This window comes from Desulfallas thermosapovorans DSM 6562 (assembly GCF_008124625.1).
Taxonomy (GTDB): domain Bacteria; phylum Bacillota; class Desulfotomaculia; order Desulfotomaculales; family Desulfallaceae; genus Sporotomaculum; species Sporotomaculum thermosapovorans.
Genome location: NZ_VNHM01000024.1, coordinates 1 through 17,794 on the forward strand (window position 1 = coordinate 1; position 17,794 = coordinate 17,794).

At 41.5% G+C, this 17,794-nt stretch carries 17 protein-coding genes, 1 tRNA gene, 1 rRNA gene and 1 riboswitch; of the genes, 2 read left to right on the top strand and 17 right to left on the bottom strand.

The window, feature by feature from the left end:
• Nucleotides 1–170: ribosomal RNA gene (locus LX24_RS14020) — 16S ribosomal RNA — on the bottom strand; the annotation flags it as partial.
• A gap of 601 nt (nt 171–771) precedes the next feature.
• Nucleotides 772–953: riboswitch (cobalamin riboswitch) on the bottom strand.
• 915 nt (nt 954–1,868) lie between these two features.
• Between LX24_RS14020 and LX24_RS14025 the strand changes: the two genes are divergently transcribed.
• Nucleotides 1,869–1,943: transfer RNA gene (locus LX24_RS14025), tRNA-Thr, on the top strand.
• A gap of 234 nt (nt 1,944–2,177) precedes the next feature.
• Nucleotides 2,178–3,083 carry a hypothetical protein gene (locus LX24_RS14030; RefSeq protein WP_166512768.1) on the top strand — a complete coding sequence of 302 codons (906 nt, stop codon included), beginning with the start codon at nt 2,178–2,180 and terminating at the stop codon, nt 3,081–3,083.
• 70 nt (nt 3,084–3,153) lie between these two features.
• On the opposite strand, the gene LX24_RS14035 is transcribed toward LX24_RS14030, so the two are convergent.
• The 16 genes from LX24_RS14035 to LX24_RS14110 all read right to left on the bottom strand — a co-directional run bounded on the left by LX24_RS14035 (nt 3,154) and on the right by LX24_RS14110 (nt 17,345).
• Nucleotides 3,154–3,720, bottom strand: coding sequence for a phosphoribosyltransferase (locus LX24_RS14035; RefSeq protein ID WP_243131765.1), 567 nt, complete (start codon nt 3,718–3,720; stop codon nt 3,154–3,156).
• A gap of 31 nt (nt 3,721–3,751) precedes the next feature.
• A complete protein-coding gene (locus tag LX24_RS14040) occupies nt 3,752–4,660 on the bottom strand; it encodes a radical SAM protein (RefSeq protein ID WP_166512769.1) in 909 nt (302 codons plus the stop codon).
• 192 nt (nt 4,661–4,852) lie between these two features.
• Complete coding sequence (locus LX24_RS14045; RefSeq protein ID WP_166512770.1) at nt 4,853–6,436, bottom strand: methyl-accepting chemotaxis protein; 1,584 nt, start codon at nt 6,434–6,436, stop codon at nt 4,853–4,855.
• Nucleotides 6,437–6,701: 265 nt separating this feature from the next.
• The gene (locus LX24_RS14050) at nt 6,702–7,334 is read right to left on the bottom strand and encodes a flavodoxin family protein (RefSeq protein ID WP_166512771.1); all 633 of its coding nucleotides are present in this window, start codon (nt 7,332–7,334) and stop codon (nt 6,702–6,704) included.
• A gap of 53 nt (nt 7,335–7,387) precedes the next feature.
• A complete protein-coding gene (locus LX24_RS14055; protein WP_166512772.1) occupies nt 7,388–8,026 on the bottom strand; it encodes a YigZ family protein in 639 nt (212 codons plus the stop codon).
• 103 nt (nt 8,027–8,129) lie between these two features.
• Complete coding sequence (gene abc-f, locus LX24_RS14060; protein ID WP_166512776.1) at nt 8,130–9,782, bottom strand: ribosomal protection-like ABC-F family protein; 1,653 nt, start codon at nt 9,780–9,782, stop codon at nt 8,130–8,132.
• 567 nt (nt 9,783–10,349) lie between these two features.
• Entirely contained in the window at nt 10,350–10,628 is a 279-nt protein-coding gene (locus LX24_RS14065; protein WP_166512773.1) for a hypothetical protein, read from the bottom strand.
• Nucleotides 10,629–11,154: 526 nt separating this feature from the next.
• Complete coding sequence (locus tag LX24_RS14070; RefSeq protein ID WP_017551000.1) at nt 11,155–11,544, bottom strand: arsenate reductase ArsC; 390 nt, start codon at nt 11,542–11,544, stop codon at nt 11,155–11,157.
• 9 nt (nt 11,545–11,553) lie between these two features.
• Nucleotides 11,554–13,290, bottom strand: a complete 1,737-nt coding sequence (gene arsA / locus LX24_RS14075) for an arsenical pump-driving ATPase (protein ID WP_166512774.1) — start codon at nt 13,288–13,290, stop codon at nt 11,554–11,556.
• On the bottom strand, nt 13,291–13,686 hold the full coding sequence (gene arsD, locus LX24_RS14080) for an arsenite efflux transporter metallochaperone ArsD (RefSeq protein WP_017551002.1): 396 nt from the start codon (nt 13,684–13,686) through the stop codon (nt 13,291–13,293).
• A gap of 15 nt (nt 13,687–13,701) precedes the next feature.
• Nucleotides 13,702–14,334 carry a class I SAM-dependent methyltransferase gene (locus tag LX24_RS14085; RefSeq protein WP_166512775.1) on the bottom strand — a complete coding sequence of 211 codons (633 nt, stop codon included), beginning with the start codon at nt 14,332–14,334 and terminating at the stop codon, nt 13,702–13,704.
• Between the two features lies 1 nt (nt 14,335).
• Complete coding sequence (gene arsB / locus LX24_RS14090) at nt 14,336–15,394, bottom strand: ACR3 family arsenite efflux transporter (protein ID WP_017551004.1); 1,059 nt, start codon at nt 15,392–15,394, stop codon at nt 14,336–14,338.
• On the bottom strand, nt 15,391–15,936 hold the full coding sequence (locus LX24_RS14095; protein ID WP_035188844.1) for a DUF2703 domain-containing protein: 546 nt from the start codon (nt 15,934–15,936) through the stop codon (nt 15,391–15,393). Before LX24_RS14095 ends, arsB begins: the two co-directional genes overlap by 4 nt.
• Nucleotides 15,929–16,264: an ArsR/SmtB family transcription factor gene (locus LX24_RS14100; RefSeq protein WP_017551006.1), complete on the bottom strand. Its 336-nt coding sequence runs from the start codon at nt 16,262–16,264 to the stop codon at nt 15,929–15,931. The genes LX24_RS14095 and LX24_RS14100 overlap by 8 nt, the downstream gene beginning before the upstream one ends.
• A 185-nt stretch (nt 16,265–16,449) precedes the next feature.
• Nucleotides 16,450–16,893, bottom strand: a complete 444-nt coding sequence (locus LX24_RS14105) for a hypothetical protein (RefSeq protein ID WP_017551007.1) — start codon at nt 16,891–16,893, stop codon at nt 16,450–16,452.
• 17 nt (nt 16,894–16,910) lie between these two features.
• Nucleotides 16,911–17,345, bottom strand: a complete 435-nt coding sequence (locus LX24_RS14110) for a hypothetical protein (RefSeq protein ID WP_243131766.1) — start codon at nt 17,343–17,345, stop codon at nt 16,911–16,913.
• Nucleotides 17,346–17,794: the final 449 nt, after the last annotated feature.

The following is a 17,794-nucleotide window of genomic DNA, read 5'->3' on the forward strand; positions in this document are numbered from 1 at the left end:
ACCGGTTTCCCGGCGTTATCCCAGGCTATTGGGCAGGTTATCCACGCGTTACTCACCCGTCCGCCACTAGGTTTAACAAAAAGTAAACTTCTCGTTAAACCCCGTTCGACTTGCATGTGTTAAGCACGCCGCCAGCGTTCGTCCTGAGCCAGGATCAAACTCTCCATAAAAGTTTTATGAAAAATTTAATCTTTGACTCGTTTGTGAATTACTCGTTTTAGCGCTTGCCTAAAAGCCTCTGCCGCCGCCGGTTGGCTTGGGCACCGGCTCTTAGCTTTTGCTTGACGAGGTTTGATGTGTTGAACTAGATTCAACTTTCATCTCTTTGCACTGTTTAGTTTTCAAGGATCTATAGTTTGTTTTAGTTGCACCAACAAGTAGTATTATATCAATTTATGATAGGTTATGTCAATAGCATTTTTTTGATTTTTAACAACTTATTTGATCAATAGCCAGTATTGCTTTATAAATCCTTATTTTTAGCCACATTTGGTGGCGACATTTGATAATATAGCACATTTTATTTCAATTTGCAATAGGGTACCAATCTTTTTTCAAGCTTTTCACAATATATATTATAAAAAAATATGTTTACAAAAAAAATCCGGCATAAATTACGCCGAATTAATAAATGAAACTCCGGAGTATGGAGTAGGGTTAACAATATTAATGTTAACAAAATATAAAAAAGCCCTAGTTCCCGCAAGAGAACTAAGGCTTTGTGAGCAATATAAACTATAGAGCCTAGCACATACCTCTCCACGGGAGGTTAATGCAAAAACTACCCGGGCAGGTTTCCTGACTCATGGGTCATCACCGTCTTTCGCCTTCCCGGTGATTATTTCCGGTGGCTTTGAGAAAGCGGCTCTCCATTCACAGTGGCCGGACCGTCCAGGAATCACACCTGGTTCCCTATTATCCTTATTAAAGGCACCCTGAGTATTATTAATTTTTAATTTTATAGTTTTATAATTATAACTTTAATTTATTATACCAACTATAACTTACGCTGTCTACATTGAACCATTACCGCATGTGACCCCCTCCCCTCCCCTCACTGAAGTGAAAGGCATGCGAATTAACAACCCCGAGGGGTAGTTAACCGGAACCGGGAGCTTTCTCAGCATCCCTGAAGCTTCCGTATTGCTACGGTACATATCTTACAAAGATTCCACCGGGCTTACACCCGGACAAGGGGTCCGTGTATCCCCTAAAATAATTGAGGGGGATTACTGCCCCCTCGAACTACCCCTATATTCTAAATATGTAGAATCACATAAACAGTTACCGTAAGCAAGAAGCCCTCCTCCACAAAGGAAGAGAGCTTCTATGTTATAAGCCCGTAATGACCTTCGCTACAACCATCATGAATATCTTCACAGCTTATGACAACCTTTCGGCTACCATAAACCATTACGACACCCATAATGATCTTTGCTCGACTATTATGGATACCTTATGAGCCCGTAACAATCTCTCGACTGCTACGAACCCAAACAATCAAAACACGGGTAAACAATTGATTTTATCGGCACCCATAATAATCTTAGCTCGATTGGCAAACATCCCTTACGACCATATGACAATCGTTCGGACTGCCATACAGCCTGCCAAAACATTTACCAATCTTCCCGCCGGCTAATATCGAGCCGACCAGACCCGGTATTAACCTTTGGCCGACTGTTACAGAGCCTTAATGACCCTGCAACAATCTTGGCTCGGCCATTACGAACCTTACGCTACTATTATGGCTGATAAATAAAGAATTATTAGCGGTAAAATGTTCCTTGTTAAAATAACGCAATACAAACGTCTAGTATTGACATTTGAACGCGAAACCGGTATTATAAGCTTTGCATTAGTATTTTGCCGGCGTGGCTCAGGGGTAGAGCAGCGCACTCGTAATGCGCAGGTCGCCGGTTCAAATCCGGCCGCCGGCTCCAGAAATACCAAGGCCTCCGGGGTTTTGACCCGGAGGCCTTGGTGCGTTTTGACGTCCATTTACCGCCCAAGACCTTTTTTACAAAGGCGATGCTATATACTAAAGGATAGCAAATCTGATATTGAATTAAATTATAGCCCTGCAAATTTTTACATAAAAGTTGTTAATAACCATGAAACTTTAATGCCTTTTGCACGTCAAAAAAATAGAAACAAATTATAATATGGAGGTTGTCATGAAAAGTAATTTTTGGATTGCACTTATGTTATTAATGTGTATCTCTTTGCTGGGTTGTACTACTGAGAATAACCAAACCCAACCCCCAAAACAAATTTCTCAAGAAAACCAGGAGATGGTGGTAGAAAATTTGGTTAAGGAATTCGGAGATAAGCTGAAATCTGTCTCGCTGCTTGCTCCCGCCGATGTTGTAAAAGAAAGTATGCAAGAAAATTATAGCGATATTGTATCCCCCACGCTTCTCGCCCAGTGGCAAGCCAACCCTCAGGAGGCCCCGGGCAGAATGCTGTCAAGCCCGTGGCCGGACCATATTGATATTATAACCATTAATAAATTACCGGATGATAATGGATATGAAGTTACAGGTGAAATTATTGAAATTACAAGCTCAGAGGAAGTAAACGGCGGGGTTGCCGCAAAGCGGCCCATTACCCTCGTGGCAAAAGAAGTTAATGGCCGCTGGCTTATTGACGCTGTAACACTGGGCGAGTATGGGGAAGGCAGTTCAATTATTTATCAAAATGCGGAATATGGCTTTAGTTTCTCCCTGCCTGAAAGCTGGCAGGGTTATAAGATTATAAATGAAAAATGGGAAGGTTTCAAACCAGGCCAACAAGAGGGTAACGCATCTGAGACCGGACCAATGATTTCCATCAGACATCCCCAGTGGACCGCCCAAAACCCGCGCCAGGATATACCTATACTGGTATTTACCCTTGCCCAGTGGAATTCCCTGCAGCGGGATGAATTTCACATTGGCGCTGCGCCTATGGGCCCCAAAGAAATTGGGCGTAATAATAATTATGTTTTTGCACTTCCCGCGCGTTATAACTACGCATTTCCCACGGGGTATGAAGAAGTGGAAAACATACTGGAAAATAAACCGCTTAAACCACTGGAGTAGTTTTTGACAGGAGTTGTATTACCATGTCATCCGGTACCTGGGCAAAGTTCTCATAGAACTGTCCTACGGCTTAAAAGGGCTCCGGCACCAGCGGGCATATGATTTCATCCACATATTCATCCAGGGACTGAATAGCCCCAGCCGGAGCCACAGGTACCGCTAGTATGGTTCTTTCCGGATTCATCACTTTTTTAATGGACATGATTGCGGCCCGGGTGGTAAAGCCGGTGGCTATTCCATCGTCAACAATAATAATGATTTTTCCTGTATAATCGGGATAATCTGTATTACCGCGATACATTATCATTCTTCTTTTTATCTCGTGTATTTCTTTTTCGATAATCTTGTTAATGGCTTCTTTACCAGCCATTTGCAACAGGTATTCATTTTCTGTTAGAATAACTGTACCGTCCTGGGTCACTGCCCCTATGGCCAACTCCGGATTACGGGGAGCACCAATTTTTCTGGGTATGATAATATCCAATGGCAGCTTTAGCGCCTCGGACACCAGAGCCGCCACAACCACTCCTCCCCTTGGTATAGCCATGATAACACCATCCGCTATATCCTTTTCCTTTAATATGCGGGCCAGAACTTGCCCAGCTTCAAACCTGTCTTTGTATATTTTATTTTTCACAAGTCAACACTCCATTGAGATGTTTTATATTTTATACCAGATTCAGCCCTAGTTTTTGAGCATATTCCAAAGCCTCCCGGTATTCTTCCTGGCTGATGCGCCGGGATATTTCCAGGTACCGGTGGGCCTGGTGGGCGGGATAGTATTGATCCATTAAATTGACTAGGCAGCCGGGTGATAATTCTTCTTTAATGAACATTAATATTTCCTTGGTGTCCTCCACTCCACCGGGCATTACCAAATGTCTGATCAGTAAACCCCGGTAAGCAATTCCCATATTATCTGTTTTCAAACCTCCCACCTGGCGGTCCATTTCTTTAAGCGACCTTTTCACTGCTGCCGGGTAGTCCTTTACTCCGGAATATTTTTTCCCCCGCTCGGGCCGGTTATATTTAAAATCCGGCATATAGATATCTATAACACCTTCCATTAGCGCCAGGGTTTCCAGCTTTTCATAGCCGCCACAGTTATAAACCAAAGGAAGCCTCAAGCCCCGCTCCGCCGCCAGTAAAACGGCCTCGAGAATATTAGGTACGAAATGGGTGGGGGTAACCAGGTTAATATTGTGGCATCTATAAAAGTCCTGTAATTCCAACATAATTTCTGCCAGTCGTACACTGGTAACCAGCTCTCCCTCACCGCCAAAACTAAGCTCGTAGTTTTGGCAGAATACGCAGCGCATGTTGCAGTAACCGAAAAATACAGTGCCAGAACCACGTTTACCCACCAGCGGCGGCTCTTCGCCCCTATGCGGTCCATAGCTGGAAAGAACAACTTTATCCGTGGCCCGGCAAAAACCCAGTTTTTCCCGGCGATTTACTCCGCAATCGTGCGGGCACAGATTACAACTGGCAAAATGACGCCTTGCTTGCTCAACCCTGTGTGGCAATACTTTATTTTTTAATAATTTGATATAACCGGGCATGTGATCCTGCTGCATAGCCCTCGCCCTTTCTATTCACGCATTTACTATACCTATTATTATATCTTGAATAAATAAAAGCCGCCATAAGCCGGCGGCAAGCATTACAGCACCATTGGCGGTACCTGTGGCTTTTATGATATTTTCGTACCCCGCAGTTTTCAACAACTAACAACTTTATTTTACACCAAACCCACCTGTAAATATTACCTAAACTTTAAATTTTCCCACCAAACCGTTTAAATCGCCGGCCATTTGGGACAAAGAAACAGACAGGGAGGATAATTCCTCTATACCGGCAGTTTGTTCTTCAGTGGTGGCCGCAATATTTTCTATACCTGAGTTAGCCTGTTGAACCGAGGCCGCGATATTTTGAATCTGACTGTTCAAGATATGAATTTGGTCCAAAATATCATTAAAGCTTTGGTTCAAAGCGCTGACGGTTGAATTGCCATTTTCCACCGCTTCATCACTTTCATGCATAGCCTGTTTAGACCTCTCTGACAGCGTTACCACTTCCTGCATTAAAACATTTATTTCCTTAGTTGACTGAGCTGCTTCTTCCGCCAGCTTTCTTACTTCCTCGGCCACCACTGCAAAACCACGGCCATGTTCACCGGCCCTTGCGGCTTCAATGGCTGCGTTTAATGCCAGGAGATTAGTCTGTTCCGCAATATTAGCGACTCTATCTACAAAGGCATTTATGTTATTTACGGCAGCCGAAAGGGTCTCTATGGATTTACCTACTTTATTGGTAGCGGCTGCAATACCCGACATCTGGGCACTAACTATTTCGATGGATTTTCTTCCCTGGTCCGCATGTTCTGAAACAACACCAGCATGTTGCGAAATTTCCTGGCTGTTACCGGCAATGTTTTCAACAGTAGAGGCAATTTCATTAACACTGGCAGCGTTTGCCGTAGAAGAAACGGTAACTTTTTCGGAGTTGGTGCTCAATTGTTCCGCTGAATCCGCCAGGCTGACCGCCTTTTCCTTAACCTCGGCAATAATTTTATGAATATCATCCATCAGGCTATTAAATGATGCAATTACTTCGCCTATTTCGTCACGGGTTTTGATATCGATCCTATGAGTTAAGTCCCCGTGCCCGTTCTTTATATCCTTCATCAAGCTATTTAAGCGGCCTAACGGGGGAACAATTTTAGTATAAATAAAGAATGAATTAATAATTAGGAACAATAACCCAGCAATAAGAATGATAATAGAAGTACCTTTACTGACAGCCAGATTTTCCACAAGTCCCAACAATTGATTATTTAAACTTGTTTGGTACCTGGTTGCAATCTCGGCAAAGGATGTTAACAGTTCATCGCCCGCCCGGTCAAAATCTTCCATTAGAATGTTACCGCTTTCCCTGCCCTCTATGATATAAGCTTCCGCCATTTTTTGCCCTATGAGATAAAATGCATCGAATTTTCGCTCTAAGGAATCCAACTGATTAGCTGAACCGGGGTCTAATTGTTTTAATTCCGCCAGTGATTTTTTAAATATTTGCACATTTTCCTCTGTTTCGTTGTAACCTTCTCGATCGCCCGTAGCGCTTACGTCCGTCAAAAACTGCCATACCTGGCTAATTGCCAACCTCATTTCATGCACATGGTTGGCAGCGACATAATCATAATCAGATACTCTTTCGGCAGCATTTGAGCTATAATTAAAATTGTAAACAGCAACCCCGCAGGCAAAACCCAGGAAAATTAAATTAATTACAGAAACCAAGATTACGGTGACTTTGATCGATAGCTTGTTAAACACCTGCTCACACCTCTTCATTCTGCAGATTCCCCAAACTTGCTCATTATAATATTTCCGACTTCTTATTACTTTAGATTAGATATTGTAAGCAATATTATATTATATTATATCAAATCGCTTACAAATTAAAAGTCTTTTTCTAATCTAAAAATATTGAGCAGCACTTTTTGCAGCTATCGAAATCCCAAGCGTTGTACATAGCAATTATTTTTAACCGAATTTAAACCAATAACCGGGTGCTATAAATGCGGCACCCGGTTATTACCCAAATTATACGTCATATCTAGCGAATAAAGTTTGTAATCACTTTTTTTTCTTTTTCCGGCTTCACCACTGCTCCCTTTCCTTTTTCAATTAATTTAAGGAGCCAGGCCATGTTTTTACCCAGGACCCTCATTATTTGCACCCCTTCTTCATCTTGCAACGCCTCCCCGGGCCTCATGCCATGAATAACATTCCAATAACACGAGGTTGGTATGATCATTTCGGAATAGGTAAGATAGTGATTTAATTGATCAAAGGCAGGTAGTCCCCCTGAACGCCTTACGGCAACAACAGCAGCACCGACCTTATGTCTAAATATTCCACCGTTATTACCGGCAACAAAGAATGCCCTGTCTAGAAAGGCTTTCATTGTAGCACCAATTGATGAATAATGAACAGGTGACCCTAAAATTATACCGTCCGCTTCTTTCATTTTTTGTATCCATTCGTTTACTTCATCCCCGGTAACACATTTTTCATCCCTTTTCTTCCCGCATTGCCCACATGCTAAACATCCTCTTATCGATTTGTTTCCCACATGAATAATTTCTGTTTTTATTCCTTCTTTTTCAAGCTCCCCTGTGACAATCCTAATTGCATGGTAGGTATTGCCTTCCTTATTTGGGCTGCCGTTAAATGCCACTACCTTCACTACCTTAAACCTCCTTTGTATTTTTGTCTGTTTTTAAACATCCAACGGTAACTTTATAAATAACAAAACCCTCCTTCCGCCAGCACCGCCTGCCCTCCGGTTACCTCAAGTATTTGTTTTGCCACGCTGTTTATATTACCGGGTTCCAGGTATACCTTAATCATTACCTCCTGCCCATAGGTCATTTCCATTTGTTTGGTGTTTGTTTTTTCCAATTCTTTTTTAACTATGCCCAGCCAGTTGTAATCAATTGTTATGCACAGCTCTCGGTATAATTGCCGGGTAACGACGCCGGCGGTTTCGATTCCTTTTAAAGCTGCTTCCCGGTAGGCCCGCACCAAGCCACCGGCCCCCAGCATAATACCACCAAAGTATCTGGTAACCACGATAATTATCCGGGTCAATGATTTTTGCTTGATCAGGTCCAGCACCGGTTTTCCGGCTGTGCCGCCGGGTTCGCCGTCATCGCTGTAACGCTGTATCCGTTCATCGATTACATAAGCGAACACGTTATGATTGGCCTGGCTGTGTCTTTCTCTAATGGTTGACAAGAAACGACCGGCCTCTTCTGCATCCTTTACCGGTGAGGCTGAGGTAATAAAACGGGATTTTTTAATTATTGTTTCCACCACCACCGGTTTATTAATTGTTTGATAGCTGTTTTTCATATGCGTTAAATTTGGTAATTTCACCGGACTGTACCCTACCTCTCCCTTGACTACACTACTATTGCCCATGGAATTTCGGAAGGCCTTACCGGCCTTCCGAAATCCGTCATAACACGACTGGCCCACATTAACTCCTGACCTTGCCCTTAAGTCTTTTTAACTCATTTAACACTTTATGATATTCCTCATCAAGTGCTTGAAGATTATTATTTTTCGAGGGCATGGATAATTTTCCTATAATTTCAGACAATCGATTTTGCAAAACAAAAATTTGTTTTTTTATATCTTCCAAGCTATTATCCGGTGCTTGACTTTTTTTTGCTAAATAATCCGCAAAATTACCATTGAACATTTTGATTTTGTGATTTTCAATAGTCATAATGTGGTCGGCAACAGAACTGATCAACTTGCGATCATGAGAAGCAAATAATAATGTACCATTATAGTTTTGCAGTGCTTCCTCAATGACGTCCAAAGAGTGAATGTCCAGATAATTTGTCGGCTCATCCAATATAAGCAGGTTGAAGTCTTTGAGAAGTATTTTGGCAAAGGAAACTTTGACGCGCTCTCCCCCGCTCAATGCACTTACCTTTTTAAACACTTCCTCTCGTTTAAATAACAACCTTGAGAGGAATATTCTTGCAAAGGTTTCCTGATAAATACTGTCCGCCATCACATTTTCGAGGATGGTTAAGCTTTCGTCCAAGATACTCATATCCTGGCTGAAGTAGCCAATCTTTGCCCCCGGAGCAATTTTTATACCGTCGTCCTTATTAACGATCATTTTAAGCAAAGTACTTTTTCCGCAACCATTGGGGCCAATTAAGGCAACCTTGGCACCGTTATCAATATTAAACTCAGCATCTCTAAATATGACCTTGTCGCCAAAGTTTTTGTTTATATTACGGCCCTCAATAATAACTTTGCTGTAAATCTTTTTTGGATCTACCACATCCAGTTTAATGAGCTCTTGTTGTAAAGGCTTTTCTTTAACCTCTAAATGCTCTATTCTAGCCCGGGTATTTTTTATTGCTCGCGCCAGGGAGGCCTTGGCCTTTTGACCTCCCATCTTGTGTAGTCTAGCCTCGGAATTGCCCATCCTTTTGGGGGCTTTTTTGATCGATTTCATCTTTTGTTTTAAATCTACGATAACTTTCTCAAGCCGCTTCTTTTCAATTACATACTGGCTATATTCAAATTGAGCTCTTTCCCTTTCTTGGTCTTTCTGAGCACTATAATAGCTGTAATTACCGCCATACAGTTTTATTTTACCGTTCTCTACCTCTATTATTTTGTTACACAGCCTATCAAGAAGGCTACGATCATGCGATACGATAACAAGTCCCCCCTGGTACTCCACCAGCCGGTTTTCTATGAGTTCTATGCCTTCCATGTCAATATTACTGGTGGGCTCGTCCGCAAATATCATCAAGCTGTTGCTATCAAAACACTGGGCAAGCTTAAACCGGGTCTTTTCACCGCCACTCATGCTTTCATGCCAGGTACTTGATACCCTCAATTTAGAGGCCCATTCAGCACTTATCCTTTTGTTCCGGGGCGGCTGGAGCTGGGAAACATAGGAATAGGATCCGTATAGTTCAACCCATCCTTCATCGGGCTCCAACCTCCGGGTCAAAATATTAACCAGCGTGGTTTTACCGGCTCCATTCACACCAACAATGCCGACTCTGTCTTCGGAATAAAGTTTTAAACTCTCTATATCAATAATTAACCGGTCTCCAAAATATTTTTTTATGTTGCTGCATTCCAGTAATAAAATAAAAACCCCTCCTGATCACCTGGAGAGGATAGCGTTTAAAATATATATCACCTATAGCGCAAATAAAACCCAAACAGTTGGAAAACCGTTCAAGATATTATTAAAAAATAATAAACACAAGTTATATATTATTTGCAAGCTACCGGCAATTATGAAACACTATCCACTCACAGTTTATAAAATGCATGACAATAAAGCCGTTCATAGCCACGGCTTTATTAAATCCTCATTTTACAAATGTTTTATGAGTGAATTATTTCATTGCCTGCTGGTACCTTGCCCTTTCTTAAAATTTGAAGCTTTTTAACACTATCATTATAAGCGTCACCTCACCGGGTGTCAATAAACAACAGGGAAACCCGGTCGAAATGTTATGGCTATGCAGGTCTATTTTATAGTAGGTGCCTCACTAGGCGCTAACCTCTTTTTCTATTAGGTTTTTGTTGTTATGTTTAGCTTTATATAATAACTGATCAGCCTTATTTAATAAACTGGTTAACTCGTCACTTCCTACTTCTATAACACCACCACTAATCGTTACTACAAAATCTTTTTCCCATTTTATCTCTAGAATTTTTTGGCGAATACGAGCCACATGGTTGGAAAAAAAACAAAACTTAATAAAGTAGTAACTAACAATGCCACTAGATTATAATTCCCGTTGATTTTGAAGACTATATATAATCCTACAGAAATAACGCCACAAGTAAAGGTTACTAATACGACTGTTGTTCCTAAACCTAAAAAGTAATTCACCAAACTTGCAGAAAATGACATAAAAACACCTACTAGAAAAACTACATTAAATATCCGGTGTTTTACAGAAATATTTTTTTCATTCTTCACTTGTAATCCTCCACTGATTAGTACCTAACGGGGGACCTCCTCAAATTCGACAATGTACAGCAAATAGCTAATCAACCTTGGTAGAAAGAGAGAATATAGTAAACAAAACCCACCTAGTATATTATTATACATCTATCCTGTCTCTACAGCCACAGCAAAAAATATAATTTGTCATCTCAACCCTACCATTTTCAAATTGGTTGAGTTGTTACCACGAACAGTTTAAATAAGGGTTTCCCGACATTAACATTCTCAACAAAGTTGCCGAGAGCAAAATGCAATGTCAGGAAACCCTTTATTTATCAGTGCTTTAAGTAGTCTTACTTCTCCACCCTTGACATCAATAACACACACTCCACATGGCTCGAGTTGATAGAATTGATGTCTGTTGGCCATTTTAGAAACCATCTGTACGTGGAAACATGTCAATGGGTTTTTCGGCCATTTTTGAAAAACCGTCGTACGAGGAAACATGTCAATTAACAATAACGCCAACCACTGAATGTGCAATTGGCATTAATTAATTTTATGTCAGTTTCTTCTTCAATTCAATTATTCGGGCTTCAATTATTGAAATAACTTTTTTAAATTCCTCATCACTCTTACCCGTAGGATCATCCAGTCCCCAATCCTCTCTATGCTTGCAGGGAAGGTAAGGGCATTCCACATTGCATCCCATTGTAATAACAATATCTACCTGCGGGATATCATCAAGTAACTTTGGATATTGGGTTTTCTCCATATCTATACCATAAAGCTCTTTCATTAGACGCACAGCATCCTGATTAATTTGGGGTTTTGTTTCTGTGCCAGCAGAATAGCTTTCAAATACATCTCCTGCTAAATGTTTGCCCAATGCCTCAGCTATTTGGCTTCGACATGAATTATGAACACAAATAAATGCAACCTTTATCATTTACTCTCCTTACAGCGCCAATAAGCGTTCACCCTTGATATCTTCAGGACTCCATGAAATCAGTGCGAACTTTCCATTTGCATGTTCATTGATGCGGTTGAGCCATTCTATTTCGCCAGTTGCCTTAGCCATCAGTATGGGATTTGTCGTATCCGTGCCGTAAAGTGACTGATTGACCACCCACCACTTAGCGGCGATACCCGCGCGCTTTAAATCATCTTCAAGACGGAGAGCCTCATAAACGGGAGTCGCTTCCGGTAGGGTTACAATAATGACCTCGGTTTCGTCTGATTTCAACCGCGGCAACAATCGCGCCACCGATTCGGGTATCTCGCCCTTAGTACGTTCTATTTCGTGATTATAACTCTGTGTGGACTCCAACAGGAGCAGGGTATGACCTGTGGGAGCAGTATCAACAACTACAACCTGATCGTCTGCCATGTCAACTAATTCCGCAAATGCACGGAAAACAGCTATCTCCTGTGTACAGGGTGAGCGAAGATCTTCTTCGATATAGGCAATATCCTCGTCGCTCATACCAGAAGCGCGTGCCTTGGAGAGCACCTCTTGCTGATACTTTTTAAGCTCCTTAGCTTCATCAATATGGCTCATAGATATACCACTTGTTTCGTCTATCACAAATTTAAAATGCGCAGCCGGGTCAGTAGTGGTAAGGTGGACTTTCTTTCCTCGATTTGCAAGTCCTAACGCAACAGCAGCCGCAACGGTGGTCTTGCCTACACCGCCCTTACCCATCGTAAATATGACGCGCTTGCCTTCTGCTGCTAATTCATCTATCACATCGCTGAGCGAAGGAATATGGTCAGTATTCAATTTTCGCGGCTCAGTAGGGACATAGTCGGTAGTAAGTAAAGCACGCACATTTTCCAAACCAGTGACATTATAAGAGCGTAAAGGTACTATATAGATTGGAAACGCCTTTAAGGCTTTCGGCATATTAGATATAGCTGCCTGCTGTTTTTCGTAAAGGCTGTTTGATAGAGCGTCTGTATGCTCCATCAATAATCCATTGATAACCAGCATCTGATTGTTAACACCTAACGCAAACAATTCATTGGAAGCACGTTCAGCTTCTTTAAATGGTGCAGTTTCCGGTCTGGTAACAAGTATTAATGTAGTCTGACTGCCATCCGACAATGTTTCCACAGCTTGCTGATAAATCGATTTTTTGCTCTCTAAACCTGATAGTTGACCGAGGCAGGATGCGCCATGCGTGCTTTCACTTATGAACCTGCTCCAAGCAGAAGGAAGCTGAAGCATTCGTAGGGTATGGCCAGTAGGAGCAGTATCAAAAATAATATGATCGTACTCCTTCTGAACCTTTTCGTCTGTTATGAAATTAGAGAACTCGTTGAATGCTGCTATTTCTATGGTGCATGAGCCAGAAAGCTGCTCCTCTATATTTGCGATAACAGAAGCTGGCAACTTACCCCGATAAGGCGCGATTACGCTTTCCCGATACTCAGCTGCGGCCTGTATAGGGTCGAGGTTAGCCACATATAGATTAGGCACACCGGGGATAGGCGTACCTTTGTTGCTCAATTCAATCGAGAACACGTCTTGGAGGTTGGAAGCCGGGTCGGTACTGATGAGCAGCACACGTTTGCCTTTGTCTGCGAGAGAAACGGCGGTGGCACAGGCGACGCTGGTTTTACCAACGCCACCCTTGCCGGTATAGAAAAGATATTTCGTTAAATGGATGTTTTGCGGATCGAATTTATTCACTTAACAGCAACCTCCCTTACAATTACATCCCCCAGAATTTTTCTTAGAAACCTTCACCTTGACGGACGTGCTCTTCACTCCCAACACATCTCCGGGAAGATCAAGCAGCTTGGTGAACTCTTCATTGGTAGGGTAGCGGCCAGTAATAACAATCTCATCATCAACCATAACTACCGGTAATCCCTCTGTTCCTTTTTCATTGATATAGGCATTGATGGTCTTATTTTTGATAAATTCAGCAGGTGCACTGTTAAGGTTGAAGCGATCAACAATTACACCATGTTTTTTTAACGTATCAAGCACTGTAGAGATACGCAAAAGTTCAGGGTCTACTCCCACGCCACAGAGTCCGGTTGGGCAGCACATCGCAGGTTCAAATATTTTCATTTTTTTCATGAAGAACAACTCCTTTTATATAGATGATTTTTCAGCTGAAGCAATAAAGATGTTAATTGCGGCACTACTGCAGGATTCACAGGAATCGCAGCAGCATTGTTCATTTAAGTCTTCAATTTTTATATTGGACAAGTTCGCTTCGGTAAACCATTTTCTGATATCCGAGCGTTCAAAGCCAAGCCAGACATCAAACTGTTCTTTGCGTAAAAACTCATAATCATGCCGGTCCAGATCAGCAATCACTAATTTACCACCGGGCTTCAGTATGCGTGTCATCTCTGAAATCGCCTGACCCGGATTTTCAACATGATGCAAGAACATATTTGCCATCACATAATCGACGCTGTCACTTTCCAGAGGAAGCGAATATGCATCCGCCTGTAAGCAGACGATCTCACCGACAGAACTGTATTTCTGCTTTAATACATCAAGCATTTCCTGCGACTGGTCGATTGCTACTACGCGAAGCTTTCTGTTAAGCAGTTCCTGCGTTACAAAGCCGGTACCTGCGCCGACATCAACAGCAGTCAAACCTTCTTTTACCTGTGCAGCCTCGCACATTTTCTCCCGGATACTGTCGGAGAAAAAAGATTGTCTTATTTCATCCCACTCGTTTGATATTCGGTCAAAATATTCTTTACTCTTCATATTAAACACTCCTTTCCGCAGGGAACCAGTGCCTTGTATTATTCGCTATCTTCACTAATATCAACATAACAGGTACTTCCGTCAGAACCCCTACAATGGTGGCAAGTGCAGCCGGACTTTGTGTTCCAAATAATGAAATCGCGACGGCAACTGCCAGTTCAAAAAAGTTTGAGGCACCAATCATACCGGCAGGCGCTGCTATCTCATGGGGCAGTTTTATAGCCTTGCTTGCCAGGTATGCAATGAAAAAGACTAGGAAAGTCTGAAGAATCAACGGTATGGCAATCAAAACAATATGCAGTGGATTATTCAGAATTACATCGCCCTGGAATGAAAAGATTATTATTAATGTCAGCAATAGACCTATGGTCGTGATATTTCCGAACTTCGGTATGAAACTCTTTTCAAAATACTCGGGACCACGCTTTTTTGTGATGGTATTACGGGTGATTATTCCGCCAGCCAGCGGGATAACAACAAACAATACTACGGACAAAATAAGAGTGTCCCAAGGTATGGTGACACCGCCAACACCCAGAAGAAACGCAACTATGGGTGTGAAAGCGAAGAGGATGATAATATCATTTGTTGCCACCTGCACAACGGTATAAGCCGCGTTGCCACGGGTCAAATAACTCCATACAAATACCATTGCTGTACACGGTGCCGCTCCGAGAAGTATTGCGCCCGCAAGATAGTCTTTCGCAAGGTCTGAGGGGATAAAGGCCTTGAAAATGACGAAGAAAAACAGCCACGCGATGCCGAACATGGTAAAAGGCTTTATCAGCCAGTTGGTTATCCATGTAACAAAAAGCCCCTTAGGATTTTTCCCAACATTTTTAATGCTTTGAAAATCCACCTTCAGCATCATCGGATATATCATAAGCCAGATTAGAATCGCCATAGGTATTGATACGTTCGCGTATTCAAAACGTCCCAAAAATGCCGGGATTCCGGGCAAAAACTTTCCGATCAGGACACCTACCGCCATGCAAAGAAGGACCCAAACCGTTAAGTATTTTTCGAAGAAACCGATTCCTTGTGTTTTCTCTTTGCTCATAGCGTATTACCGCCTTTTTTTTGAAGTTCAGCTTCATCCTTGTGCGCCTTGGCTTTAAAATATGTGTCAAGATTCTCAGGAAGCTGATAGACTTCGTTCTTTGACTCACGTTTCTCAGTGTTGTATACCTCGCGCAGGATGGCATCTACAATCAATTCTTTTGGAGGTGAAGTATACTCGACACCGTTATATACCCACACACGGCAGTCAACATTATCTCCGCAAAGGGTTCCACAATCCTCACAAAGTGATTCTCTAAGTTCTACTGCGATGTCATTTCCATTCACGCGGATAGTCGGCGAACTGATAAACTGATACTTTATCGCCAACTCCTTCGTTGCAATATTTACTTTATTTACCTTAACTTCATATCCCGCCGCATTAAGCACCACGGCCACGCTGGAAACTGCTTCATCCAGTGCTTTTTCTGTGTCCTGGCATCTACCGCAAACGGTCGTATCCAGATACAGAAAATCTATGTTGATCGGTTTTTTCGGCTGCGGCTGGCAACAGTTATCGGAAGAACAACAACATTTACTCATTTTCATTACACTCCTTACAATAGTTTGAGTTATCTCTGCAAATACAGTTTTCCTTGTTGGAAGTGATAGCACAGAAAAACTGTTTTGTTTTACTGATGGTTTCATCATCCAGCGAATAGTACGTCCATTTACCTTCTTCTCGCGCTTTTACAATCCCACATTCACACAGGATTTTCATGTGATGAGAAAGTGTGGATTGGGACATTTCAAATTTCTCCAGAATATTGCAGGCACAAAGTTCCCCGCAGGAAAGCATATCTACAATCATTGCTCTTTTGGGTTCTCCCAACGCTTTAAACACTTTCGTGTTCTCCAAGTAGTAGTCCATAACATCACCTCAAATCTAAAAACTTCGATATGATATATTATATGCGTCAAATCGAAAAATGTCAATTTGATATATGAATTTAAAATAAAATATTTCATTAACATTTTTATCGGAGCTGTTTCTTCATTTAAATAGAGAAGCATCCGCTAATTACGGATGCTTAATAACCATGTATATAAGCCTTTTTAATCCTCATTTAGATCCACTAAATTATCCTCAAAAACGAACAAGTTTTGAATTGGAATTTGTTCGCGCAAATAATATGTCAGATCAGTATCGCCAACCGTCACTCCACCACAAAGTGCCCCCTTAAAATTATGAGATTTACCGTCCGTATCTGTAATTTTCATTTCCCAAGTTCCTATATCAGTAGCATAGTAAGTCAATTGGTCACTTTCTATATACTGTGAGAAAAGCTCCAATATTTCCTTTACTGCGGATTTTCCTATATTAAACTGTTGCTTTCTAGAAATCTCGAACTGACCAAAACCATTTCCATACTTATATCCTGTAAACCATATTCTGCCACTAGCAGATATAGTCAAATGCTGTTCCACTTCGTCATCAGGAAGTGGTTCTGGACCAAAGCATATATTATTTGATATAATTCTTACTGTTTGTATTTGCAATCGGAACACCCCCTGTGCTATTCCCTTTTTAATACTGGCAAGACAGTCTCTAAATATTGCTGCCAATATCCTTCGTCATCGCCTACCATATCATGAAGCCAATAATACATAAACAGAATTTCAAATTCTTGCTTTCTGCCTTTTATAAAGGGCTTTTTCGGTATTCTTCTGTATAGTGAATCAATATTAAAGAGATTACTTTTCTGCTTATAATCGTAGTCATACTTTCTCCAAGTATATTGACTCTTCTTTCTATGTGTTGAAGGCCAAATTTCCTCATTATCATAAAAATTATTTATCCAATCATATGCAAAAGCAAGAAGATTAACCTGATATTTTGTCCATGTATTATTGATCCAATCACTAATTTCTTCAGTAATTGTCGGTACTCCAAACTCAAAATGCTTTTGGCTTTGAACCCGATGATAATCTTTGATAAAAAGGAAAAGCATTTCAGTCTGATCTTTAAGAAATGGCAGTTTTTTAATAAGTTTAGTATAGCAATCATATGAAATATTTCTAAACTCGCTGTCCGTATTATATAGGAAAAACAGTTCATACTCTCTCAGTATAGCGGTTTAACCCCCTATTATTAGAGTCTATATCCCAAAATCAACTTATATCATAGAATTGCATGTTATGAACTTAACGACGATAGACCGGCGGCCTTGACAGCACTAAGGGCTGTAATACTGGATTGATTACCGACGGGCGGCTCCGAAAACATGCAGGGTTATCCCTCCCGTCGGTAGAATATTTTATCACAGCCCTTTTAACGTGCTGTCAAGGCTACCCTTCGGCGCCTAGTGCCAATCCAGGAGTTCCCCTCCGGGACTCACCAAAAACATGCTTTTTTAAACCTTTACAATAAATGGTTTCACTCTGCCTGCTGCTAGTTCGT